The organism is Actinoplanes sp. NPDC049265, assembly GCF_043197135.1.
Lineage (GTDB): Bacteria > Actinomycetota > Actinomycetes > Mycobacteriales > Micromonosporaceae > Actinoplanes.
Genome location: NZ_JBICSP010000018.1, coordinates 86903 through 110482 on the forward strand (window position 1 = coordinate 86903; position 23580 = coordinate 110482).

24 protein-coding genes are annotated in these 23580 nt (G+C 71.2%); 16 read left to right on the forward strand and 8 right to left on the reverse strand.

Annotated features, from left to right (window positions below):
* Positions 1 to 436 precede the first annotated feature (436 nt).
* The 5 genes from infC (at position 437) to ACGFIO_RS33805 (ending at position 3939) form a co-directional block, all read left to right on the forward strand.
* Positions 437 to 1051, forward strand: a complete 615-nt coding sequence (infC, locus tag ACGFIO_RS33785) for a translation initiation factor IF-3 (RefSeq protein ID WP_392832671.1) — start codon at positions 437 to 439, stop codon at positions 1049 to 1051.
* 39 nt (positions 1052 to 1090) lie between these two features.
* Complete coding sequence (gene rpmI / locus ACGFIO_RS33790) at positions 1091 to 1285, forward strand: 50S ribosomal protein L35 (RefSeq protein ID WP_392832672.1); 195 nt, start codon at positions 1091 to 1093, stop codon at positions 1283 to 1285.
* A 32-nt stretch (positions 1286 to 1317) separates the two neighbouring features.
* Positions 1318 to 1710, forward strand: a complete 393-nt coding sequence (gene rplT, locus ACGFIO_RS33795) for a 50S ribosomal protein L20 (RefSeq protein ID WP_392832674.1) — start codon at positions 1318 to 1320, stop codon at positions 1708 to 1710.
* 11 nt (positions 1711 to 1721) lie between these two features.
* Positions 1722 to 2507, forward strand: a complete 786-nt coding sequence (locus tag ACGFIO_RS33800; RefSeq protein WP_392832677.1) for a TrmH family RNA methyltransferase — start codon at positions 1722 to 1724, stop codon at positions 2505 to 2507.
* A gap of 130 nt (positions 2508 to 2637) precedes the next feature.
* Complete coding sequence (locus ACGFIO_RS33805) at positions 2638 to 3939, forward strand: alcohol dehydrogenase catalytic domain-containing protein (RefSeq protein WP_392832680.1); 1302 nt, start codon at positions 2638 to 2640, stop codon at positions 3937 to 3939.
* A gap of 179 nt (positions 3940 to 4118) precedes the next feature.
* On the opposite strand, the gene ACGFIO_RS33810 is transcribed toward ACGFIO_RS33805, so the two are convergent.
* Positions 4119 to 4511: a hypothetical protein gene (locus tag ACGFIO_RS33810; RefSeq protein WP_392832683.1), complete on the reverse strand. Its 393-nt coding sequence runs from the start codon at positions 4509 to 4511 to the stop codon at positions 4119 to 4121.
* A gap of 131 nt (positions 4512 to 4642) precedes the next feature.
* On the opposite strand from ACGFIO_RS33810, the gene ACGFIO_RS33815 reads away from it, so the two are divergent.
* Positions 4643 to 5260, forward strand: coding sequence for a permease-like cell division protein FtsX (locus tag ACGFIO_RS33815; RefSeq protein WP_392832685.1), 618 nt, complete (start codon positions 4643 to 4645; stop codon positions 5258 to 5260).
* Positions 5257 to 5838, forward strand: a complete 582-nt coding sequence (locus ACGFIO_RS33820) for a SigE family RNA polymerase sigma factor (protein ID WP_392832687.1) — start codon at positions 5257 to 5259, stop codon at positions 5836 to 5838. Before ACGFIO_RS33815 ends, ACGFIO_RS33820 begins: the two co-directional genes overlap by 4 nt.
* A gap of 138 nt (positions 5839 to 5976) precedes the next feature.
* On the opposite strand, the gene ACGFIO_RS33825 is transcribed toward ACGFIO_RS33820, so the two are convergent.
* On the reverse strand, positions 5977 to 6315 hold the full coding sequence (locus ACGFIO_RS33825; protein WP_392832690.1) for a YciI family protein: 339 nt from the start codon (positions 6313 to 6315) through the stop codon (positions 5977 to 5979).
* Between the two features lie 78 nt (positions 6316 to 6393).
* On the opposite strand from ACGFIO_RS33825, the gene ACGFIO_RS33830 reads away from it, so the two are divergent.
* The 4 genes from ACGFIO_RS33830 (at position 6394) to ACGFIO_RS33845 (ending at position 12515) form a co-directional block, all read left to right on the forward strand.
* Positions 6394 to 8073: a DEAD/DEAH box helicase gene (locus ACGFIO_RS33830; RefSeq protein ID WP_392832693.1), complete on the forward strand. Its 1680-nt coding sequence runs from the start codon at positions 6394 to 6396 to the stop codon at positions 8071 to 8073.
* Between the two features lie 393 nt (positions 8074 to 8466).
* Positions 8467 to 9528, forward strand: coding sequence for a phenylalanine--tRNA ligase subunit alpha (locus ACGFIO_RS33835; RefSeq protein WP_392832697.1), 1062 nt, complete (start codon positions 8467 to 8469; stop codon positions 9526 to 9528).
* A gap of 4 nt (positions 9529 to 9532) precedes the next feature.
* Entirely contained in the window at positions 9533 to 12004 is a 2472-nt protein-coding gene (gene pheT, locus ACGFIO_RS33840) for a phenylalanine--tRNA ligase subunit beta (RefSeq protein ID WP_392832699.1), read from the forward strand.
* 112 nt (positions 12005 to 12116) lie between these two features.
* The gene (locus ACGFIO_RS33845) at positions 12117 to 12515 is read left to right on the forward strand and encodes an MmcQ/YjbR family DNA-binding protein (RefSeq protein ID WP_392832700.1); all 399 of its coding nucleotides are present in this window, start codon (positions 12117 to 12119) and stop codon (positions 12513 to 12515) included.
* A gap of 21 nt (positions 12516 to 12536) precedes the next feature.
* On the opposite strand, the gene ACGFIO_RS33850 is transcribed toward ACGFIO_RS33845, so the two are convergent.
* On the reverse strand, positions 12537 to 12851 hold the full coding sequence (locus ACGFIO_RS33850; protein WP_392832702.1) for a ribosomal protein L7/L12: 315 nt from the start codon (positions 12849 to 12851) through the stop codon (positions 12537 to 12539).
* A 53-nt stretch (positions 12852 to 12904) separates the two neighbouring features.
* Between ACGFIO_RS33850 and ACGFIO_RS33855 the strand changes: the two genes are divergently transcribed.
* Entirely contained in the window at positions 12905 to 13531 is a 627-nt protein-coding gene (locus ACGFIO_RS33855; protein WP_392832703.1) for a hypothetical protein, read from the forward strand.
* Positions 13532 to 13600: 69 nt separating this feature from the next.
* On the opposite strand, the gene ACGFIO_RS33860 is transcribed toward ACGFIO_RS33855, so the two are convergent.
* Complete coding sequence (locus ACGFIO_RS33860; protein ID WP_392832706.1) at positions 13601 to 15010, reverse strand: M28 family metallopeptidase; 1410 nt, start codon at positions 15008 to 15010, stop codon at positions 13601 to 13603.
* A gap of 72 nt (positions 15011 to 15082) precedes the next feature.
* Positions 15083 to 15679 carry a vancomycin high temperature exclusion protein gene (locus ACGFIO_RS33865; RefSeq protein WP_392832878.1) on the reverse strand — a complete coding sequence of 199 codons (597 nt, stop codon included), beginning with the start codon at positions 15677 to 15679 and terminating at the stop codon, positions 15083 to 15085.
* A 113-nt stretch (positions 15680 to 15792) separates the two neighbouring features.
* Between ACGFIO_RS33865 and ACGFIO_RS33870 the strand changes: the two genes are divergently transcribed.
* The 3 genes from ACGFIO_RS33870 (at position 15793) to ACGFIO_RS33880 (ending at position 18185) form a co-directional block, all read left to right on the forward strand.
* Positions 15793 to 16455: a GNAT family N-acetyltransferase gene (locus ACGFIO_RS33870; RefSeq protein ID WP_392832708.1), complete on the forward strand. Its 663-nt coding sequence runs from the start codon at positions 15793 to 15795 to the stop codon at positions 16453 to 16455.
* Positions 16456 to 16485: 30 nt separating this feature from the next.
* Entirely contained in the window at positions 16486 to 16821 is a 336-nt protein-coding gene (locus ACGFIO_RS33875) for a hypothetical protein (protein WP_392832709.1), read from the forward strand.
* Between the two features lie 188 nt (positions 16822 to 17009).
* Positions 17010 to 18185 carry a cobalamin-independent methionine synthase II family protein gene (locus ACGFIO_RS33880; RefSeq protein WP_392832711.1) on the forward strand — a complete coding sequence of 392 codons (1176 nt, stop codon included), beginning with the start codon at positions 17010 to 17012 and terminating at the stop codon, positions 18183 to 18185.
* A 2-nt stretch (positions 18186 to 18187) separates the two neighbouring features.
* Here ACGFIO_RS33880 and ACGFIO_RS33885 read toward each other — a convergent pair whose 3' ends face one another.
* From ACGFIO_RS33885 to ACGFIO_RS33895, 3 genes are all read right to left on the reverse strand, one after another.
* Entirely contained in the window at positions 18188 to 19153 is a 966-nt protein-coding gene (locus ACGFIO_RS33885) for a phosphotransferase family protein (RefSeq protein ID WP_392832713.1), read from the reverse strand.
* Positions 19154 to 19166: 13 nt separating this feature from the next.
* The gene (locus ACGFIO_RS33890; protein ID WP_392832716.1) at positions 19167 to 21392 is read right to left on the reverse strand and encodes a glycoside hydrolase family 3 N-terminal domain-containing protein; all 2226 of its coding nucleotides are present in this window, start codon (positions 21390 to 21392) and stop codon (positions 19167 to 19169) included.
* Positions 21393 to 21558: 166 nt separating this feature from the next.
* Positions 21559 to 22254 (reverse strand): VOC family protein, encoded by a 696-nt coding sequence (locus tag ACGFIO_RS33895; RefSeq protein WP_392832718.1) that lies wholly within the window; start codon positions 22252 to 22254, stop codon positions 21559 to 21561.
* A 49-nt stretch (positions 22255 to 22303) separates the two neighbouring features.
* Here ACGFIO_RS33895 and manD point away from each other — a divergent pair, with 49 nt between their 5' ends.
* A complete protein-coding gene (manD, locus tag ACGFIO_RS33900) occupies positions 22304 to 23512 on the forward strand; it encodes a D-mannonate dehydratase ManD (protein WP_392832880.1) in 1209 nt (402 codons plus the stop codon).
* Positions 23513 to 23580 lie beyond the last annotated feature (68 nt).

The following is a 23580-nucleotide window of genomic DNA, read 5'->3' on the forward strand; positions in this document are numbered from 1 at the left end:
CGGTGGGCGCAGTTCGCGTCCTCCGGGCCCTGCACGCGGGTGCGGCCGCGGCCTGACGTGTCGGGCCGAGCGTGACAACGTGTGGCCCCGCCGGACGATGTCACGCTCTGCCTGGTAGACTCGCCTGCAGTCGACCACACGTGTGTCCGTTTCGATGGGTGCTCGTGCGAAAGAGGAGCCCGCTGGTTCCCACCTGTGCCGCGACTAGCGGTCGGGTCCGGTCAACCGCCCTCGGGAATAACCGGGGTTCGGTGCGCGTCCTCACAGGGGCGCCGATGACCGGTCGAGCGGGCCCTGGCATATACGTCGGGGCCTTCTGCTTTCCCGGCGCCCGTACCCGGGGCGTCGTGATGGCCGACCGACATTGGCAACGCCTTCGCCACAGACCGTGGTGGAGGAACCGTTCTGAGGAGGCCACATCAGCGTCGAACCACGCGTGAACGAGCAGATCCGGGCGAGAGAGGTCCGACTGGTCGGTCCTGAGGGTGAGCAGGTGGGCATCGTCCCGCTCGAGCGCGCCCTGCAGCTGGCCGCGGACGTCGATCTGGATCTGGTCGAGGTGGCGCCGATGGCCCGCCCGCCCGTGTGCAAACTCATGGACTTCGGCAAGTTCAAGTACGAGTCGGCACTCAAGGCGCGCGAAGCCCGGCGTAACCAGCAACAGACCGTCATCAAGGAAATGAAGCTGCGGCCGAAGATCGACCCGCATGACTACGAGACCAAGAAGGGTCACGTGGTCCGCTTCCTCAAGGCGGGCGACAAGGTCAAGGTCACGATCATGTTCCGTGGTCGTGAGCAGAGCCGGCCCGAGCTGGGCTTCCGGCTTCTCCGCCGGCTCAGCGAGGAGATCTCCGAGCTCGGCTTCGTCGAGGCCAGTCCCAAGCAGGACGGCCGCAACATGATCATGGTGTTGGCCCCGCATCGGGCCACCAAGGCCGCCGCTGTGGCGGCGGAGACCGCGGCCCAGGGCAGCAGGACCCGCCCGCCGCGGGAGGGCGATGGTGCCGGCGCTGCGCCGGCCGTGACAACCGCCGACACCACCGCAGAGTAGACAGCCTCCCTCCGGGGAGCACGGAAAGAGGCGTTCGAAGTGCCGAAGATGAAGAGCCACACCGGCATGGGTAAGCGGGTGCGGGTCACCGGCAAGGGCAAGATCGTCCGCGAGCAGGCCGGCAAGCGCCACCTGCTCGAGGGCAAGTCGTCCCACGTCACCCGCCGGATGACCGGCACCGTTGTGGTGGCCAAGGCCGACACCAAGCGAGTAAAGAAGCTGCTGGGCCGCTGACGCGCCCTTTTTAGACCATTTAGGAGTCGAAGATGGCACGCGTCAAGCGGGCTGTAAATGCCCAGAAGAAGCGCCGCACGCTGCTCGAAACCGCCAGTGGCTACCGTGGACAGCGCTCGCGCCTGTACCGCAAGGCCAAGGAGCAGGTGCTGCACTCGATGCAGTACTCGTACCGCGACCGGCGCGACCGCAAGGGTGACTTCCGCCAGCTGTGGATCACCCGCATCAACGCGGCCGCCCGGGCCAACGGTATGACGTACAACCGCCTCATCCAGGGCCTGCGCCTGGCCGAGGTCGAGGTCGACCGTAAGATCCTGGCCGACATGGCGGTCAACGACGCGGCCGCGTTCGCCGCGATCGTCGAGGTCGCCCGGGCCGCGGTGGCGGCCGAGGGCACCGGCGGCGCCGCTGCCCAGGCCGCCTGAGCACCTTGCCCGTGACAGAGGCGTCCTCCCCTGGTGGAGGGCGCCTTTTCACGTCCCGTACCCCCCGGATCGTCGCCGCCCGGCGGCTGCAACGCCGGCGTGACCGGGACCAGACCGGCCGCTTTCTGGCCGAAGGGCCGCAGGCCGTCGCCGCCGCCCTGACCGCCGGAGTGGTGGTCGAGCTGTTCGCCACGCCCGACGCCATCGCCCGGTACCCGTTCGCCTCGGCCGCGACCGCGGTGGCCGAGGACGCGCTGGCCGCGCTGGCCGAGACCGTGCACCCGCAGGGGGTGGTCGCGGTGTGCGAGCAGGCCGAGGCCACGCTGTCGGCCCGCCGGCTGACCGCGGTGCTGGCCGACATCCGCGACCCGGGCAACGCGGGCACGATTCTGCGTACGGCCGACGCGGCCGGCGCCGAGGCGGTGGTCTTCGCCGGGGAGGCCGTGGATCCGTACAACGGCAAGTGTGTGCGGGCGTCGGCCGGGTCGCTCTTCCACGTCGACGTGGTGCGGTCGCGGTCCGCTGTGGACGTCGTGTCGACGCTGCGATCGGGCGGGGTGCGGGTGCTCGCGGCCACCGGCTACGGCGACGTGAGCCTGGACGAGCTGGTCGACGACGGGTCGCTGGGGGCGCCGACCGCGTGGCTGTTCGGGTCGGAGGCGCACGGACTGTCGGACGAACTGCTGGGCGCGGCGGATGCGCGGGTGCGCGTGCCCATCTATGGCGGCGCCGAAAGTCTCAACCTGGCCGCGGCCGCCGCGGTCTGCCTCTATGCCTCGGCTCGGGCTCAGCGCTGATGCGGGCGGTTGTCTCTCACACGGCCGTTGTTCATCGCGGGGCCGTTGTTCATCACGCGGCCGTCGTTCATCGCGGGGCCGTTGTTCATCGCGCGGGCGTCGGTTTCTGCGCGGGCCGGGTGGGGTGCTGATGCGGGCGGTTGTTTATCACGAGGTCGGGGCGGCGCCTGTTATCGAGTCGGTGGCGGCGCCGGAGTGTCCGCCCGGCGGGGCGATCGTGGCGGTGCGGGCGACCGGGGTGTGCCGGTCGGACTGGCATGCGTGGCGAGGGCACGAACCGGTGGCGTTGCCGCACATCCCCGGGCACGAGTTCGCCGGTGAGGTCGTCGAGGTCGGTGCCGGGGTGCGGGACTTCGCGGTGGGGGACAGGGTCACCAGCCCGTTCGTCAACGGGTGCGGGGTCTGCGGGTACTGCCGGGACGGCGACGCCCAGGTGTGTCCGGACCAGACGCAGCCCGGATTCACCGACCCTGGGTCGTTCGCCGAGCTGGTCGTGGTGCGGGGCGCGGACACCAACCTGGTGCGGCTGCCCGGCGATCTCGGCTTCGCGGGCGCGGCCGCGCTGGGGTGCCGGTTCGCCACGGCCTTCCGGGCGTTGACCGCCCAGGCCAGGCTGGCCGCGGGCGAGTGGGTGGCGATCGTGGGCTGCGGTGGCGTCGGCCTGTCGGCTGTGCTGATCGCCAAGGCGCTCGGGGCGCACGTGATCGCCGTGGACCCGTCGCCGGCCGCCCGGGCGCGGGCCGTCGCCCTCGGCGCCGACCACGCCGTCGAGATCACGACCAGCTTCTCCGGCGCGGCTGACGTCTCCGACTGGGTCGGCGCGGCCGGCGTCTCTGACGTTTCCGGTGCGGCTGACGGCTCCGACGTCTTCGGTGTGGTTGGCGCGGCTGACGTCTCTGGTGCGGTTGGCGCGGCTGACGTCTCTGGTGCGGTTGGCGCGGCTGACGTCTCTGGTGCGGCTGGCGCGGCTGACGTCTTCGGCGCGGTTGGCGATGACGTTTCCGGCGCGGATGACTCGGGCGGCGCTGCCTATTCGTCGACGTTGACGCTGCACCATCCGTCGGTGATCGAGGCGATCGTGCCGGGTGGGGTGCATGTGACGCTGGACGCGGCCGGCTCCGCCGTCACGGCCGACGCCGCGGTGCGCAGCCTGCGCCGGCGCGGCCGGCACGTGCAGGTCGGGCTGATGCTCGGGCCCGACGCGAACGCGGCGCTGCCCTGGGACCTGGTGGTGGCGCGGGAGCTCGAAATCTATGGCTCGCACGGGATGGCCGCCGCCGGCTACCCGGACATGCTGGCCATGGTAGCCGACGGGCGGCTCGACCCGGCGGCTCTGGTCGGTCGTACGATCACGCTCGACGAGGCGCCGGCGGCCCTGATGGCGATGGACCGTCCGGCGCCCCAGGCCGGGATCACAACGATTCTGCTCTAGGCCCTAGCGCTGTTGCTTTGCTCCAGGGGCTGTCGCTGATTCGCGTGCGGGCGCTTCGATCGAGACCGAATTTCCCGGCCAGCCGAACCGCCGACCGGCACCCCATGCGCCTGCGAGCCGGCGGCTCGGTGGTCGTGGCCTACGGCGACCCGAACGTGCTCGCGCAACAGCCCTGGGCGTCAGCCGCAGTTGGCGTACCCGCTGGTGTAGCTCGTGCCGCGGGAATAGCCGAAGAAGCGGACGCACTTGCCCTTGCTCGCGCGCTTGACCGGGCCGGCGTAGTACTTGTAGTCGCCGGTGTCGTAGGACCAGCCGCCGCCCTTGACCTGCAGGCCGGCGGTGACTCGGGTGGACTTGCCCTTGTCGGCCGTCTTGATGGTGACGACGCAGGTGGTCGAGCCGTTGTAGAGCTGGTAGGTCACCGCGCCGGGGAGTGCCTTCGAACGCTGGACGCCGTAGCCGGCGCCGCAGACTCCAGCCGGTGTGTAGGCGGGTGCCGCCGAGGCCGGTACGGCAGTGGTCGCGACCAGGGCCGCGGCCCCCAGGGCGGCGGCTGCGATGGAAATCTTCATGAGTCCTCCTTGCCCGAAATGTCCGAATCTTAAGCCATAGAATTCGCGGGTCCGGTCGGCGGGTGTGACCTGAACGGGGTGCCATCCGGTCCTATCAATCAGGACCGGAACGGACACGAGGAGACGCGGCAGTGGAACCGAACCTGCGCAAGCATTTCGACCTGGCGGTCATCGCCGACCCGGGCGCCGACCCGGGCGAGATGGCGGCGGCCGCCATGGCCCAGGGCGGCCGGAGCCGGCGCAAGCGACGGCAGCTGGCCATCGCCGGTGCGGCCGCCGGCGTGGTGGTCGTGCTGGTCACCGCGGCCGGCATGGGCCCGCTGCTCGGCACGAGGGTGCCCGACCACCCACGGGAGACGATCGCCGCCGGGATGATGCTGGCCGCGCCGGACTGCTCGGTGCGGACGGTCGAGACCGACGCCACCGACGTGGCCATCTTCCTGACCGACGAAGTGACCGACCGGCAGCGGACGGCGCTGAGCAAAGCGCTCAACGACGACGCGCGGGTCACCAAGGTGCTCTTCGAGAGCCGCCAGGAGGCGTACGCAAAGTTCGTCAAGCTCTGGGCCGACAACCCCGACTTCGTCAAGTCGGTGACGCCCCGGTCGCTGCCCGAGTCGTTCCGGCTGCGGCTGGCCAGCCCGGCCACGTTCGTCGCCTTCAACCGCGATTACGGGCGGAAGGCCGGCGTACAGGACATCATCGGCCGCTCCTGCCCGGAGAGCGCGCCGGTCGGAGGGGTTCTGTGACCAGCACCGTGACGCAGTCCCGGCCCGTGGAGAACCCCGCCGAGGCGACCCGGAAGGGCTGGGGTGCGGGCCGCCGCCGCGCCAAAGCCGCCCAGGACGCCGAGTTCACCGAGTTCGTGGCCTCGGCCGGCACCCGGCTGCGGCGCAGCGCATACCTGATGTGCCGCGACTGGCACCTCGCACAGGACCTGACCCAGCAGACCTTCGCCAAGATGTACGCCGCCTGGTCGCGCCTGCGCACCGGCACCAACCTGGAGGCGTACAGCCGCCGGGTTCTGATGAACCTGGTTTTCGACCAGCACAAGCGGCGCAGTGGCTCCGAACTCGTCCTGGCCGAGCTGCCGGACCAGCCCGACCGGGCCGGCGCCGGCTCACCCGAGCTGCGGATGGCCCTGGTCGACGTGCTGGCCCGGCTGAGCGTCGAGGACCGCGCGGTCCTGGTGCTGCGGCACGCCGAGGACCACAGCGTCGAGACCGTGGCCACGATCCTCAAGGTCTCGGTGTCGGTGGTGAAGATGCGCAACCAGCGGGCGCTGGCCCGGTTGCGCGCCATGCTCGGTGACGACTTCCTGGCCTGAGGACGGCCGAACCACCTGGTCAGCGCCCACCCAGCCAACGTGCCCGCCGGCCGCAGCGGCCGGCGGGCCGTCGAACGCGCCGGCCCGCGTGGCGGCGTCGGCGGGGTCGGCCCAGAACGCGCCTTGAGGCGGCTACCTCTATCGGAACAGCCGCACTTCCTGAGGCCAGCCGCAGGCCGCCGCGATCTTCCCGGCCCAATGCCTTGCCGCCGCCTCGTCGGCCACCTCCACCACGGTGAACCCGCCGAGATGCTCCTTGGACTCGACGTACGGGCCGTCGGTGAACAGCGGCGTGCCGCTCGACGCGTCGACGCTGAACACCGGGGTCGAGCCGTCGAAGCCCCCGGCCGCGACCAGCACCCCGGCGGCCTTCATCTCGGCCATCACCACGCCGTTGGCCTGCGAAGCCCGGCGGATGTCCTCGTCGGTGAGGTCGGGAACCCAGTCAGCGTTGAAGGCGATCAGATATCCAGTCATGTCATCTCCAACGAACGGCGGTAGCCCGATCCGACACCACTCGGGGAGGTTTCGGCAAGCCTTCGTAAGCTGGTGCGCATGGATGATGGCCATGTTGATGCCGCCGCGGACTTCGTCGCGCTCGGACTGCGACAAGAGTTGCTCGCCGCGCTGAGTGGCCTCGGCTACGAGGAACCGACACCGATCCAGCGCGAGGCGATCCCACCCCTGATCGCCGGCAAGGACCTGGTCGGACAGGCCGCGACCGGCACCGGAAAGACCGCGGCGTTCGCGTTGCCGCTGCTGCAGAGGTTCACCGGCGGCGAGCGGAACGAACCCGCGTCGCTGGTGCTGGTGCCGACCCGCGAGCTGGCCGAGCAGGTGTCCCAGGCCGTTCACCGCTACGGCCGGGAGCTGGGGGTGCGGGTTCTTCCCGTGTACGGCGGGCAGCCGATCAGCCGCCAGTTGCAGGTGCTGCGGCGCGGGGTCGACATCGTCGTCGGCACCCCGGGCCGGGTCCTCGACCACATCGAGCGGGGCACGCTCCAGCTCGGCGAGATCAGTGCCGTGGTGCTGGACGAAGCCGACGAGATGCTCGACATGGGCTTCGCCGAGGACATCGAGGCGATCCTGGCCGAGACGCCGGCCGGCCGGCAGACCGTGCTGTTCTCGGCGACCATGCCGCCCCGGATCGATGCGATCGCCCGGCGGCACCTGCGCGATCCGCTGCGGATCACCATGGGCCGGGACACCGCCGCGGCGGACACCCTTCCCCGCGTACGCCAAAGTGCGTTCTTGATCGCCCGAGCCCACAAGATGGCCGCTCTCGGGCGGGTCTTGGATGTCGAGATGCCGCAGGCGGCGATCGTTTTCTGCCGTACGCGCGAAGAGGTCGACGAGGTCACCCAGAGCCTGAACGGCCGGGGCTACCGCGCCGAGGCGCTGCACGGCGGCATGAGCCAGGACCAGCGCGACCGGGTCATGAGCCGGCTCCGCAGCGGCGCCACCGAACTGCTCGTCGCCACCGACGTGGCCGCCCGCGGGCTCGACGTCGAGCAGCTGACCCACGTGATCAACTACAACGTCCCGTCGGCGCCCGAGGCCTACGTGCATCGCATCGGCCGGGTCGGGCGGGCCGGCCGGGAAGGCGCCGCGATCACCCTGGCCGAGCCGCGTGAGCAGCGCATGCTCAAGGCCATCGAACGGCTCACCGGGCAGCGGATCACCCCCGAGAAGCTGCCCACCGTGACCGACCTGCGCGCCCGCCGCCTGGAACTGCTCCGCAGCACCGTGCAGGAGGCGCTGGAGGACGACGACCTCGACCGGTTCCGGCCGATCCTCGACCGGCTGATCGACGACGCCGACATCGAGCTGGTGGCCCTGGCCGGGCTGAAGCTGCTGCACGACGCCAACGGTGGCGACATCGACGAACCGGAGATCCCGGCGGCGGCCCCGGTCCGGGAGCGTGAGGAGCGGCGCCCGGGCGGGAAGCGGAGCGACGACGACCGGCGGGGGCGCAACCGGTCGGTCCCCGACGACACGACCCGGTTGTTCGTCGGGATCGGGCGCCGGTCCGGGCTGCGGCCGCAGGACCTGGTCGGCGCGATCACCGGTGAGGCCGGGCTGACGTCGCGGGAGATCGGGGCGATTCAGATCACGGATCGGTTCGCGCTGGTCGAGGTGCCCGAGGCGGATGCCGATCGGGTGATCCGCTCGCTGCAGCACAGCACTATCCGCGGCAAGCGGCCTACGGTGCGGCGCGAGCGCTTCAACCGCTGACCCCAGTGGTAGGCCCGGGCGGAGCCCCGGGCCCCGGATGCCGCGTTGGGCTACCACCGTGGTTCTTGGTGGTGGGCCGGGCGGTGTTTGGGGTGCGGATGGCACGCTGGGCTACCACTAAGGGGGAGCCGCCTTGGAGCGGAGACCTTGGGGATCACGCACCGTGAGCCCGCGGGAGCATACGGTCTGTACCCGCACCTGGGCGGGAATATGGAGTTCTTGATCTTGAGGGGTGGTCTATGATTCTCGGCATGGCGATAGGGAGATGGTTTACGCGGCCCGCTGGTTGACGGGTCTCTCCTTGCGCGATTCCTCATACCGACCGGCGGGCTGCGGCACAGCCGTCCGTAAACTGCCCGATGGCTCATCCGGTGTGAGGGAGTTCGCCGCATCATGTCCTATCGCAACGATCCGTACGATCCGAAGCAGGCCGCCCTGCTCGACCCGGCCGCGCTCGACGCCGCCGTGGCCTCCGCGACAGCGGATTTCGACGCGGCCAAAGATCTCGACGCGCTCGGTGGTCTGAAACCGGCGCATCTCGGTGACCGCTCGCCCGTTTCGCTCGCCCGCCGAGAGATCGGTTCCCTGCCGCCGGCGGCCAAGTCCGACGCCGGCAAGCGTGTCAACGAGGCCCGGGTCGCGATCCAAGCCGCGTTCGACCAGAGAAAGGCCGACCTCGAGCTCGAGCGGGCCGCCCGCGTGCTGGTCGAGGAGCGCGTCGACGTCACCCTGCCGTGGGACCGGCGCCCGCGCGGCGCCCGGCACCCGCTGACCACGCTCATGGAGCACATGGCCGACCTGTTCATCGGCATGGGCTACGAGATCGTCGACGGCCCTGAGCTGGAACTCGAGTGGGCGAACTTCGACGCGCTCAACATCGGGCCGGACAACGCGGTCCGCGGGTCGATGGACACGTTCTATGTCGACCTGCCGGGCCTGGTCATGCGCACGCACACGTCGCCGGGGCAGGTGCGCACCATGCTCACCCGGACCCCGCCGATCTATGTGGTCAGCCCGGGCCGGGCCTACCGGTCGGACGAGCTCGACGCCACCCACAGTCCGGTCTTCCACCAGATCGAGGGCCTGGTCGTCGACGAGGGCATCACGATGGCCCACCTGCGCGGGACGCTCGACCACTTCGCCCGGGCCATGTTCGGGCCGGACGCGAAGACCCGGTGGCGGCCGCACTACTTCCCGTTCACCGAGCCGTCGGCCGAGTTCGACGTGTGGTTCGAGCAGCACCGGGACGGGCCGCGCTGGGTTGAGTGGGGCGGCTGCGGCATGGTCAACCCGCGGGTGCTGACGGCCTGTGGCCTGGACCCCGCGCGCTATTCCGGTTTCGCGTTCGGGATGGGTGTGGAACGCACGCTGATGTTCCGCAACGGGGTCAGCGACATGCGCGAGATGGTCGAGGGCGACGCCCGGTTCACCCGTACGTTCGGAATGGAGGTCTGACGCGATGAAGACGTCACTGTCGTGGCTTCGTGACTATGTCGAGCTGCCCGCGTCGCTGACCGCCGCGGAGCTGGACGAGACGCTGACCAACCTGGGCATGGAGGTCGAGTCGGTCGTCGACCAGGCCGCCACCGTGCTCGGTGACCTGGTGGTCGGCCGGGTGCGGGAGATCGAGGAACTGACCGGGTTCAAGAAGCCGATCCGCTTCTGCCGGGTCGATGTGGGGCGGGCCGAGCCGCAGGAGATCGTCTGCGGGGCCTCCAACTTCGCCGTCGATGACCTGGTTGTCGTGATCCTGCCCGGCGGCGAGCTGCCGGGTGGGTTCAAGATCGGGGCGCGGAAGACCTACGGGCGCAATTCCAACGGCATGATCTGTTCGGTACGGGAACTCGGCATCGGCGACGATCACGCGGGCATCCTCGTGCTGCCCGCCGGCACGGCTGAGCCGGGGGCCGACGCGCGGCCGGTCATCGGGCTGGACGACGTGCTGGTCGAGGTGGAGATCACGCCGGACCGGGGCTACGAGATGTCCATGCGCGGAATGGCGCGCGAGCTCTCCTACGCCTATGAATCGGCCTACACCGATCCGGCCCTGGTCGCGGCGGCGCCCAAGACCGACGAGTCACCCTGGCCGGTGCGGATCGACGACCCGATCGGGTGCGACCGGTTCGCCGCCCGCGTCGTCCGGGGGATCGACCCCGACGCACAGTCGCCGGACTGGATGAAACGGCGGCTCACCGCGGCCGGGATCCGGTCGATCTCGCTGCCGGTGGACATCACCAACTACCTGATGGTCGAGCTCGGCCAGCCGATGCACGTGTTCGACCTGCAGCGGCTGCACGGCGGCCTGGTCGTCCGGCGGGCCACCCCGGGCGAGAAACTGACCACCCTGGACGGCGTCGCCCGGGTGCTCGACGCCGAGGACATGGTCATCTGCGACGACACCGGGCCGATCTCGCTGGCCGCGGTGATGGGCGGCGAGACCAGCGAGTGGCAGCCGGGCACGGTCGACGTGCTGCTGGAGGCCGCCCACTGGGACGCGGTGATGGTCGGGCGCACGGCCCGGCGGCACAAGCTGTTCAGCGAGGCGGCCAAGCGCTGGGAGCGTGGCGTCGACCCGCGGCTGCCGCTGGTCGCGTTGCAGCGGGCGGTCGACATCCTCACCTCGTTCGCCGGCGGCGAACCGGATCCATCCGTGCTCGACATCGACAACGTCGTCGCGTCCGCGCCGATCCAGTTCGACCCCGGGCTGCCGTCGCGGCGGATCGGGCTGGCCTACTCGGACGACGACGTCGCCGGGCTGCTGGCCCGGGTGGGCTGCACTGTCGCGTCGACCTGGGAGGTCACACCGCCGTCGTGGCGGCCCGACCTGATCGACCCGGCCGACCTGGTCGAGGAGGTGGCGCGGCTCGGCGGCTACAACGACATCCCCAGCGTGCTGCCGCCGGCGCCGGGCGGTGGCGGGCTGACCGCCACCCAGAAACGCCGCCGCTCGGTGGGCCGGGCGCTGGCCGAGAACGGCTACGTCGAGGTGCTGTCGTACCCGTTCGTCGCGCCGTCCGTCCACGACGCGTTCGGCCTGGCCGCCGACGACCCCCGGCGCAGCGCCGTCCGGCTGACCAACCCGCTGTCCGAGGAGGAACCCCAGCTGCGTACGTCGCTGCTGGCCACCCTGCTCGGCACGCTCCGCCGCAACCTCGGCCGGGGTCTGCGCGACCTGGCCCTCTACGAGCTCGGTGAGGTGGTCCTCCCGCAGGCGGTGGACACCCCGCCGCCGGTCCTGGGGGTCGACCGCCGGCCGTCGGCCGACGAGTGGGCGGCGGCCAACGCCCTGGTCCCGCACCAGCCGTGGCATCTCGCGGCGGTGCTGACCGGCGAGCTCGACCCGGCCGGGTGGTGGGGCGAGGGGCGCGCGGCCACGTGGGGCGATGCGGTGGAGGCGGCGCGGACCGCTCTGTCGGCGGCGGGCGTGCCCTCCGGGCGGGTGTCGGTACGCGCGGCCGAGTACGCGCCCTGGCACCCCGGCCGGTGCGCGGCCGTCTGCGTCGACGGCGAGATCGTCGGGTACGCCGGAGAGCTGCACCCCGGTGTCCTCAGCGCGCTCGAGCTGCCCAAGCGGGTCTGTGCCATGGAACTCGACCTCGACTCGGTCCCGCCGCGCGAGGTGACGCAGGCCGGGCGGCTGACCACGTACCCGCCGGCGTTGATCGACGTGGCCCTGGTGGTGCCGGCCGACATTCCCGCCGCCGAGGTCGAGACGGCGCTGGTCTCCGGGGCGGGCTCGCTGCTGGAGTCGGTCCGGCTCTTCGACGTGTACGCGTCGGAGCAGCTCGGCGTGGGGATGCGGTCGCTGGCCTACAAGCTGACGTTCCGTGCCCCCGACCGGACGCTGACCGTCGAGGAGGCGGTGGCGGCTCGCGACACGGCCGTGGCGGCCGCGGCGGAGAGCACCGGGGCGGTCCTGCGCGGGGCCTGAGTTTTAAGACCGTTCGTAGGGTTTTGTCCGGATCAGCCCCGGACGATGCTTTTTCCGGTGGCGGCCGAGCCCTTTGCGGCCGCCACCGGCGATCTGTGCCAGGCTGCTGACCGTGACGCACCCGATCATGTTCGACGACGACGATCCGTTGCTGACCCGCGTCCGCGACCTGGCCCTCGCCTTCCCCGACGCGGCCGAGAAGATCTCGCATGGGCATCCGGCCTTCTACACGACCAAGGTGTTCGCGTACTACGGCGGCTCGGTCAAACGCGACGGCGAATGGATCCGCCACGAACGCGCCCTGCTGGTGCTGACCGACCCCGACGAACGCGCGGCGATGTTGTCCGGGCCGGGCCGCTGCTTCGTGCCGGCCTACCTGGGACCGTCCGGCTGGCTGGGCGTCGACCTGGGCGACGACACCGACTGGGCCGAGATCGCCGAACTGCTGGACGCCAGCTATCGGCGTACCGCCGGCGTCCGCCGCGTCGCCCGGCTCGACCAACGCCCCTAGCCGGCCGGCCGCGGGTGCGGGTCAGCGGGCGTCGAGACCGCGTTCGCGGGCGATGCGCTCGACCGCGTCCTTGGCCTCGGCCAGGCCCACGCCGGTGCGCTCGCGGTAGACCTTGATGGCCTGGATCTTCTGGCCCCGCATCAGGTGCTGGAGGACGTCGGGTTCCTCGGCGCGGGGCTCGACGATGCCATGATGCTTCATGATCAGGTCGAGTTTGCGCTCGATGGCGGCCAGGCGGAGCGCGGTGGCGCGGCGGTCCTGTCCGCGCGAACCGGCGATCAGCATGACGAGGCCGGCGACGGACAGCACGGCGGCCACGACGACCAAGTAATCCATGCCGCCCATCAAATCACCTTGAACGGGGGCGCCGGGCACGGCAACCTGACGCTATGGCACTACGGGTCCTACTTGGAGTGACGCTGCTGCTCGGCGTGCTGGGCGCGGTCGGGCTGGCGGCGGGGGCTCCCGACGACGCGACGTTCGTGCTGGTGTCGCAGGCGGTGCAGATGCTGATGTCGGTCACGTTGCCGTTCACCGGGGTGCTGCTGGCGCGGGCGGCGGTGCGGCTGCCGGAGATGTGGCTGCGCGCGACGTTCCTGGCCGTCGCGGTCGGCGGGTTCGGTGTGGTGCTGGCCGTGGTGGCCGTGCTGGCGACGTCGGGCGACTGGGACGACGCCGTGCTGGTCGCCGTGGGCGGGGTGCTCGTCCAGGTGGTCGCCCAGTTCGTCGGGACCGGGTTCGGGCTGTTGCTGCCGCGGCGGCCGGTGATCGCGGGGTTGGCCACGATCGTGCTGCCGCTGGGTCTCTACCTGCTGCTCGGCCTGGCGCCGGCGCTGCGGCCGGTCCGGGAGTGGGTGACGCCGTACGCGACCGTCCTGCACCTGCTGTCCGGTGAGATGACGGCCCTGTCCTGGGTGCGGTGGGCGGTCGTCGCCGTGGTGTGGGCCGTCGGCCTGAACGCCTGGGGTGCGGCCCGCCGCAACCGGCGGAACGAATCCGGTCCAGGAGGAACGTGACCGCGCCGTCCGTGTTCGCGCGCTCGGGGAACGGCGCGCCGACGCGTTCGGCCCGAGCAGGCGGCTTTTCTAGCTGCTGGGGCGAGGCGCGGCGACCGGGCTGCGGTGGCCGGCGCGGTCGATCGCGCGTACGCCGAACTGGACGTTGTCCTTGGAGATGTCGACCGTGGCCGACGTGACCGCGCCGACCAGGGTGCCGTGGGTCCAGTCGGGGGCCGTCGTCTCGCGCCAGACCACCTCGTAGCCGGCCAGGTCGTCGTCGGTGCCGGCCCGCCAGCGCAGCGTCGTCGAGTTGGTCAGCTGGGTGGTGTCGATGACCACGTCACGCGGTGTCGACGGGGCCTGGGCCAGCGACCACAGGACCGCGGCGTTCACCCGGGCCACCCGGGCGATGTAGAAGAAGTCGCAGAACCGGGGCAGGTCGCCGTACTGCACGCCGTCCTCGACGCGGACGTCCTGGTGCTGGTGGCGGAAGTTCTCGCGCGGCTCGGTGAAGCGGCCGGCCGGGTAGCCGCGGCGCAGGAACGAGACGTGGTCGCTGCCGCGGAGGTAGCGGTCGCGACGCCAGACGACTCGGATCTTCATGCCGGTGTCGGGGTTCTCGGCCACGTCGCGGACGAACCGGCCGAGCTGGCGGGACGGGCCGTCGTTCTCGCCGCCGACCGACTGCCGGGTGGTTGCCTCGGCCGGTGTCTCCGAGGTGGGTACGCCCTCCACGAACAGCCGGACCGTGCGGTGCTCGGGCGGCGTGCCGTCGTGCGCGTCACCGGTGCCGATGATGTCGTTGCTGAACATCGCCTGCACGTCGGAGCCGGCGTCCTTCAACGCCTGGGCCATGTGGTCCGAGCCGTACAGGCCCTGCTCCTCGGCGGCGACGGCGGCGAACACGATCGTCGCCTCGGTCGGCCGGGTGGCGAAGACCCGGGCCATCTCCAGCACGGCGGCCACGCCGGACGCGTCGTCGTCGGCGCCGGGGGAGTCGGCCGTCGCGTTCATCACGTCGGTCACCCGTGAGTCGTAGTGGCCGGTGACCACGTACGTGCGGCCGGGATCGGTGGTGCCGTGCAGGGTGGCGACGACGTTGGTGATCCGGGTCGGCTCCGGCACCCGGGGACTGACCGGCTGGATGAACGACTGGAGCTCGACCGTCATCCGGCCGGCCGACGCGGCGGCGTACCCCTGCATCTGCTCGAAGATCCAGTCCCGGGCGGCGCCGATCCCGCGGGCCGGGTCGTCCTGCGCCGACAGCGTGTGCCGGGTGCCGAACGCGGCGAGGCGGCGGACGATCCGCTCGATGCGCCGCGGATCGATCTCACGTAGCACCTGTTTGAGCTGGCGGTCGGGTTCTTGCGGGCTGAGCCGGGTGCGGGGCGACGCGCTGGCCTCGGTGCTGCCCAGGGCTTGGCCGGGGCGGCCGAGGAACGGAGCCGCGACGGCTGCCGCGGCGGACGCGGAAAGAAAGGCTCGCCGGTCTGCCATACCGGACACTTTGGTCTACATCGCCTTGCGTGTCTACGGTCATCTATGTCAAATGATGCATACGGACGGCGATCAGCGCAGGGCATCGTCGACGGACGTCTCGTGCCGCCCCAGGAACACCGGATCGCGGCCCGACACGACGTCCAGCATGGCCTTGACGACGGCCATCCGCTCCCGGCCGGAGCTGGACAGCCATGGCTGCCGGTAGATCCGGACCGAGTCGTCGCCGACCCCGTCCGCGTCCACGCCGAGCTTCCGGCACAGCGCCACCGCCCGCTCGATGTGGTAGCTCTGCGTGACGACAATGGCCTTCCGTACGCCGAAGATCTGCCGCGCCCGTGCACACGAGTCGTAGGTGTCGAAGCCGGCGTGGTCGAGCACCACCCGCCCGGCCGGGACACCGTGCTCGACGAGCCACTGGAACATCGCGCCCGGCTCGTTGTACGTCCACTGCCCGTGATCCCCGGAGACGAGGATCACCTTGACCTTGCCGGCGGCGTACAGCTGCCGTGCGATCTCCAGCCGAGCCACCACGAACGGTGAGGGAACGTCGTGCGGGTAGATCTCTGCACCCAGCACCAGAGCCACCGGCGCAGTCGGTGCGCCGGCCGCCGTGGCGTGCACATGACCTGCGGAGACGCCTTTGACCCAGAGGGCGCCGGCGGCCATCGTCAGCACCGCCGCAGCCACGGCCAGCGCGCCCGCGACGATCACCCGGCGGAACCATTTCCTCAGCACGGGCCGACTCTCTCACCCCCGGTCAAGACTTGTAGAAAGGACGGGTGGATCCATTGATCGAATGGGCGGCCCAGGCCGAGACGAGGCGCTGGCGCAACGACGACGCGATCGTGGTCGCGGCGCCCGACCTGGCCCGGCGGGACCGGCTGGTGGTGTCCGGCCGGCCCGCGGCGGTGGCCGGGTTGCTGGCCGAGGCGTACGCCGAAACGGGACCGGGTTATCACGCCGTCGGCGACGAGGATGTGATGGCGGCCCTGCCCGGTCTCGGCGCGACCGGGCACTTCCTGTGGATGGATACGACCGATCCGGCCCCCGGGGACGAGCGGGGGGCCTGGCTGGAGACCGACGACGGCGTGGCCGAGTTCCTGGCCATGGCCGCGCCGCGATCGTTCGCGATGCCCGGTGGCACCGGCGTGCGGCGCTGGGCGGCGGTCCGCGACGACGACGGCGCCCTGATCGCGACGGCGGCCGAGGCGTGGTCGGCACCGGGCCTGGGCTTCATCGCCGGCGTGGCGACCCACCCCGACCGGCGCGGGCAGGGTCTGGCCGGCGCGCTGTGCCGGTTCGTCACCAACGACCTGATGCGCTCGGCCGGCCGGGTGGCCCTGCTGACCGACGTCTGGAACGAGGCGGCCCAGCGCACCTACCGGCGCCTCGGCTACAGCCTTCGCCCGCTGATGACCGCCCAGCCCGCGGTGGTGAGGTAGATTCAATCTACGTAGATTGAGCCTACGTGAGTGGGTTTCCGAAGTTCGTCGGGTTCCCCAACCCGGACATCGCCCGGCGGGTGGTGGAACCGGCAGTTCGACCCGGAGATCGACGTGGTGGGCGCCGATCGGCTCCCGGTGGCGGCACGGATCCACTTCTGTGGATCATTGAAGTGGCTGGGGACCCCGTTCGACCCGCGTGACCTGCATCAGCTTCGGGAGGGCGCCGCCCGGGTCCCAGGCTTCGGTCCCGTGCACACGGGGTTGCTCGTCGTCAGCCGGTCCGGCGTTGATCTGCCCGCCGGCGCCGGCGCCGGAGCCGTGGTCTGGGGTCCGGACGACATCGTGGCGGCCTGGCGGCCGTGAGGTAGATCGACTCGGCCCGCGCATCTGATCGCGCTGTGAGGGCTCGGTGACGATGGGAGGAGAGGCCTGGCCGTTCGGCGCACGACCGGCGGTGCGTCGGGGAAGACCGGGCCGCAGCGCGGCGGAATTCGATCTTCGAGCGTCTAGCGTGGCGGCCGAATCTGGATCGGCTCGACCGAAGGACAACGATGACAGCGCTGCGTACCACCGACCGAATCGTGACCACCCACGCCGGCAGCCTCCCGCGGCCCCGGGGCCTGGTCGATCTTGTCATGGGGCGCGAGGCCGGCGAGGACGTCGACGCCGGGAAGCTGAGCGACGAGGTGCGGTCGGCGGTGGAGGAGGTCGCCCGGCAGCAGGCGGCGGCCGGCGTCGACGTGCTCAACGACGGCGAGTTCGGCAAGGCGGCGTTCGTGTCGTACGCGGTCGACCGGCTCAGCGGGTTCGTACCGGACACCGTGCCGCCGGCGGACGGATTCCCGAACTTCGCGCGCTGGATGGGTATCGCCATCCGCGACTTCCCGGACTTCGCCGAGCGTCTCCTGGGCGTGATGGGGTCGGCGGTTCAACTGCGGCTGTACGCCTGTGACGGACCGGTGTCCTACATCGGCCACGAGCAGGTGGCGGCCGAGATCGCCACCCTGCGGACCGCGGCCGGGGCCGCCGGCACCGACGAGGTCTTCATGACCGCCGCGTCGCCGGGCCTGCTCGCCCAGTTCGCCCCGAACCGGCACTACGCGACCGAGGAGGACTACCTCTTCGCCCTCGCGGAGGCGATGCGGGTCGAGTACGAGGCGATTCACGCCGCGGGCTTCGTCCTGCAGGTCGACTGCCCGGATCTGGCCATGGTGGCACCGGTCTTCGACTCGGTCGAAGACTTCCGGCGGCAGGTGCGGATGCGGGTCGAGGCGCTCAATCACGCGCTGTCCGGCATCCCGGCCGAAGCGGTGCGCATGCACGTCTGCTGGGGTGGCGGCGAGATGCCGCGGACGACCGACATCGGGCTGCACGAGATCATCGACGACCTGCTGCCGGCCAAGCCGGCCGGCCTGATGGTGATGGCGGCCAACGGCCGGCACGCCCACGAGTGGGAGGTCTTCGCCGAGACCCGGCTGCCGGACGGCAAGTACCTGATCCCGGGCATGGTCGACATCGGCAACAACGTCGTCGAGCATCCGGAGTGGATCGCGCAGCGGCTCGTCCAGTACGCCGGGGTGGTCGGCCGGGAGAACGTGGTGGCCGGCACCGACTGCGGGTTCGGCCCGGTCGCGGGAATGGACGCCATCGCCCCGACCGTCGTGTGGGCGAAGTTCCGGGCGATGAGCGACGGCGCCCGGATCGCCACCGAACGGCTCTGGAAGTGAGGTTATGACTCGGCGACGACGCGGGAGATGATCTCCCAGGTGTCGTCGTCGTCCGTGCCGCCGTGGTGGACGCCGCGGAAGCGGGCCACGCCGATGGCCAGGTCGGCCAGGTCCCACCACTCGCGGTAGAGGGACAGGACCTCGGGGCGCGGCGGGCGGCCGGTGGCCTCGGCGTACGGCTGTTCCATGGCCGGGCCGAGCAGCCACAGGTCGCGTTCCGGCGGGGCGACCAGCGTGGTGTCCCAGTCGATCAGGCGCCAGCCGCCGGGCGTGCGCATCGTGTTGCCGGGGTGCGGTTCGCCGTGGGTCAGCACGTCGCCGCCGCGGTCGACAGTGGCCCGGCGTTCGTCGTAGCGGGCGTAACGGGCGGCCACGGCGTCGGCGTGCTCGCGGATCAGGCCGGCGGCGCGGGTGGCGTACGGGCCGTCGCCGCCGGGCTCGCCGGCCAGGGCGGCCGCCACCGCGTCGCGGCGGGGCACGACGAGGTCGTCCACGCCGGCTTTCTCGCGCACGGCGGGTGGTGCGGCGTGGACCGAGACAACCATGTCGAGTACGCCGCGGCGATGCTCGTCGCCGGCCCACTGATCCCACTGGTACGCGGTGCCGTCGACGTGCGGGTACAACGCCGCCGCCCAGCGGGGTGCGAGCCGGACCGTCGCCTGGCCGCCCGCGGTCGGGAACGGCGCCACGACGAAGGTCGCGCCGCCGTCCCGCAACGCGCGGGCCGTGGTCAGGGCGCGGCTCAGCCGGGCGTACGCGTCGTCGTGGTTCTCGGAAGCCGCGAAGCGGCCGATCTCGAGGTCGTCGACGGTCACGAACCAGCGCCCACCGGCCGGGTCGATCGCCGTCCAGTGATGGCTGCCGAAGCCGACCGGCGCGTGCTCGAGTTTCGCCACCGCCACGCCCCACTCACGGGTCACGGCGGCGGCGAGCTCATCGGTGTCGAAGTCGTCGGGCAGGCTCTGCACCCGCCCGATTCTGTCAGGCCGTGACCGAGAAACGCGCGACGATCAGGTCACGAGAATTCGGTCCGACCTGGAGCTCGAACGCGCCCGGCTCGACCACCCGGCGCCCGTCCGCGGTGACCAGCGTGCACTCCCGCACCGGCAGTTCGAGGTCGACGGTCGTCTCTCCCCGGGGCGGGACGGTGGCCTGGCGGTAGGTCTTCAGCTCCCGCTCGGCCCAGGTCACGCTGGTGACGAGGTCGGAGAGATAGACCTGCACGGTCTCGAGCGCCGGCCGGTCGCCGAGGTTGGTCAGCTTGACCGTCGCGCGGATCGTGCCGCCGGCCGGAAGCTCGGTCTGGTCCAGGACGAGGTCCGAGTATTCGACGGTGGTGTAGCTCAGGCCCTCGCCGAAGACGAACTGCGGTTCCTGGGTCAGGTCGGCGTAGCGGCGGCCGTGCTGGCCCCGGATCTGGTTGTAGTAGACCGGCTGCTGGCCGACATGCCGGGGCATGGTGATCGGCAGCCGGCCGGTCGGCTCGATCGCGCCCAGCACCAGCTCGGCGATGGCCCGGCCGCCGCGCATACCGGGGTTGAAGGCCTGGATCAGCGCCGCCGCGCCGACCGCCGCGGGCGGCAGGACCAGCGGCTTGGAGTTGATCAGCACGACGACCATCGGCGTTCCGGTGGCCGCGACCGCCGCCAGCAGCGCCGCCTGGCCGCCCTGCAGTTCCAGCGTGGCCGTCGACTTGCTCTCGCCGGTCAGCGCGACCGTGTCGCCGACCACCACGACGGCCACGTCGGCGGCCCGGGCAGCGGCCACCGCCTCGGCCAGCTCGGTCTCGTCGACGGCGATGCCCTGGGCGATCGGCGGGCGCGGCTGGCCGTCCGGGAAGTGCGTACCCGCGGGGTCGGGAACGAGCTCGACGATGCCGGCGCCGCGGGCGTAGGTCACGTCCGCGCCCAGCGCGCGGAAGCCGTCCAGCACGGTCTCGGTGAGCTCCCGCGGGTGCCCGTCGGGCAGCCAGTCGACCTGGCCGGAGTCGCCGGCCCAGTCGCCGAGCTGGGCCGACACGTCGTCGGCGTTGGGGCCGAGCACCGCGATCTTCGTCTTGTTCCGGAGTGGCAGCGTGCCGTCGTTGCGCAGCAGGACCAGCGAGCGGCGGGCCATCTCGAGGTTGAGCCCGGTGTGCTCGGGCGCGCCGATGACCGCCGCCTGCCGGGCCGAGTCGGGGCCGCGCGGGTTCTCGAACAGCCCGAGCCGGAACTTGAGCCGCAGGATCCGGCGGACGGCCTCGTCGATCTCGGCCTCGTCGAGGATCCCGCGCTCGATCGCCTCCTGCGCGCCCTCGAAGAAGCTCGGCGTGGTCATGATCAGGTCGTTGCCGGCCCGGACGGCGGCCGCGGCGGCCTCCGCGATGTCGGCCGCGACCTGCTGCTCCCAGACCATCCGCCCGACGTTGTCCCAGTCGGTGACCAGCGTGCCGGTGAAGCCCCACTCCTGCTTGAGCACGTCGTTGAGCAGCCAGCGGTTGGTGGTGATGGGTACGCCGTCCATCGACTGGTAGCCGAGCATGAACGTGGCCACGCCCTCCCGGGCCACCCGCTCGAACGGCGGGAGGAACCAGGCGCGCAGCTTGCGCGGGGTGAGGTCGGCCTCGCTGGCGTCCCGGCCGCCCTGGGTCTCGGAGTACCCGGCGAAGTGCTTGGCGGTGGCCATGATCGCGGTCGGGTCGGTGAGCCCGCCGCCCTGGTAGCCGCGGACCATCGCCGCGCCCAGCTCGCCGATCAGGAACGGGTCCTCGCCGAACGTCTCGTCCACCCGGCCCCAGCGCAGGTCGCGGGCGATGCACAGGACGGGGGAGAAGGTCCAGTGCACGCCGGTGGCGGACACCTCGACGGCGGTGGTGCGGGCCACCCGCTCGACCATGCCGGCGTCCCAGCTGGCGGCCATCGCGAGCTGCGACGGGAAGATCGTCGCGCCGGGCCAGAACGAGTGCCCGTGGATGCAGTCCTCGGCGGTGATCAGCGGGATGCCGAGCCGGGTGCCGGCGGCGAGGTCGATGGCCTCCAGCAGCTTCTGCGGCGAGGTGTGCAGGATCGACCCGGCCAGCTTGTCGGTGACGATCTCCTTGAGGTCGCCGCGGGAGTCGAGCTGGAGCATCTGCCCGACCTTCTCGGGCAGGGTCATCCGGCCCAGCAGATCCGCCACGCGCTCGTCGACGGTGAGCGCGGGATTACGGTAGGGATCGTCAGCGGGCACTGTGGGGGTCCTCCGGGAAGATCGACGGACGCAGTCTTTTAGTCCGGTCAAGGGTGGCGGTGGGGCAGCGGTCGGATTTGGGGCTAAACCGCAGTCTGACAGCCCGGAACCGGTTCCGTCACCCCGGGACGGTTCCGGAACCTACACGTGTCAGTGGTTTGCCCGTTCAGACCGTCGCGGTGACGTCGCGCACCCGCCGGTCCAGCTCCGAGGCGAACTCGGCCAGCTCGGCCCCGGTCGCGTCGAGCTCGCGGGCCCGCTCCAGGGCCGCGGCGGCGGTGCGCTCGTCGTTGAGGATCAAAGCAAGTTCCGCACGGTACGCCAAAGCCTCGGCCATCACCGCCGGGTCCTCGTCCGGCGGCACCTGGCCGAGCGCGCCGTCCAGCACGGTCGCCGCCCGCTCGTGGTCGTCCTGCACGTCGGCCAGCACCACGGCGTGTTCGAGGGCGCGGGCGAGCGGGGTCTGCGGGCCGGGGGCGCGTTCGATGCCGCGGGCGATCACCCGCATCCAGTTGCCGGCCGGGTCGACGATGCTGAAGCCGCTGAGCGCGGTCGCGCGTACCCGTGGCCTGGTCATCCTCGGCACGCCCGAGACCAGGACCTGGCCGTACGCGGTCCGCATGCCGTCGGCGAACGCCCGGTGCAGCGCGCCGATGTCGTCCACCAGGACCAGGCAGGAGCCGTACGAGGTCTCGGGCTCGAACTCGGGCACCACGAAGAAGTGCAGATGCAGGTCGGAGCGGCGCAGCGCGACGTACCCGGGCTGCCGGTAGGTCGCCCGGAAGCCCAGCACCGCGTAGAAGGCGATGATCTCGTCGACGTCCCGGCAGGGAAGCAGCGGGACCGTCACCTCGTTGGCCACATGCTCTTTCTACTACGGTTCGCCCGGAACCCTCCCGGAAAGGCCGCTCATGATCATCGAATCCGCCGAAGTAGTCGTGACCAGCCCCGACCGCAACTTCGTCACGCTCCGCCTGACCACCGACGACGGGCTGGTCGGGCTGGGCGACGCGACCCTCAACGGGCGCGAGCGGAGCGTGGTGGCGTACCTCGCCGAGCATGTCGCGCCGCTGCTCGTCGGCCGCGACGCGCACCGCATCGAGGACACCTGGCAGTTCCTCTACCGCGGGGCGTACTGGCGGCGCGGGCCGGTCACCATGGCCGCCATCGCCGCCGTGGACGTCGCCCTCTGGGACCTCAAGGCGCAGGCCGCGGGAATGCCGCTCTACCAGCTGCTGGGCGGGGCGTCGCGGACCGGCCTCCTCGCCTATGGTCACGCGTCCGGACCCTCTCTCCCTTCGTTGTTCGAGTCCATTCATCAGCTGCTCGAAGAGGGCTATCGCGCCATTCGCGTGCAAACCAGCGTGCCGGGCCTTTCCAAGGTCTACGGCGTCGGCTCTTCTGCCTTGTACGAACCGGCGGGACGAGTGCCGATGCCGGTCGAGGAAGACTGGGACAGCCGGTCCTATCTGCGGCACATTCCGGGCGTTTTCGAGGCGGTGCGGGCCGAGTTCGGGCCCTCGTTGCCGCTGTTGCACGACGTGCATCACCGACTTACGCCGATCGAGGCGGCGCGGCTGGGGAAGGAGCTGGAACCGTACGACCTGTTCTGGCTGGAGGACTGCACGCCGGCCGAGGACACGTCGGCGTTGCGGCTGGTCCGGCAGCACACCACGACCCCGCTGGCGATCGGTGAGGTGTTCAACTCGGTCTACGACTATCGGTCGCTCATCTCGGAGCGGCTGATCGACTACGTCCGGTCGGCGGTGACGCACACGGGCGGGATCACACACCTCAAACGCATTCTGGAGTACGCGGGGCAGTACGGCATCAAATCCGGCATTCACGGGCCGACCGACATTTCGCCGGTGGGCATGGCGGCGGCGTTGCATCTCGGTCTCGCCGTGCACAACTTCGGCATCCAGGAATACATGAAGCATGGCGCCCTGACCGACTCTGTTTTCTCGCAGTCGTTCACCTTCACCGATGGGCTTCTGCATCCGGGCTCCGCTCCGGGCCTCGGCGTGGGCCTGGATCTCGATGCCGCTGGTCGCTTTCCCTACCAAACCGCCTATTTGCCCATCAACCGCTTGAAGGACGGCACCCTGCACGACTGGTGACGTACGGCACGGTTGTGGCCGCGTCCTGTTACTTGATACGGTCCTCTGCATAGTCATACGGAGGGCTG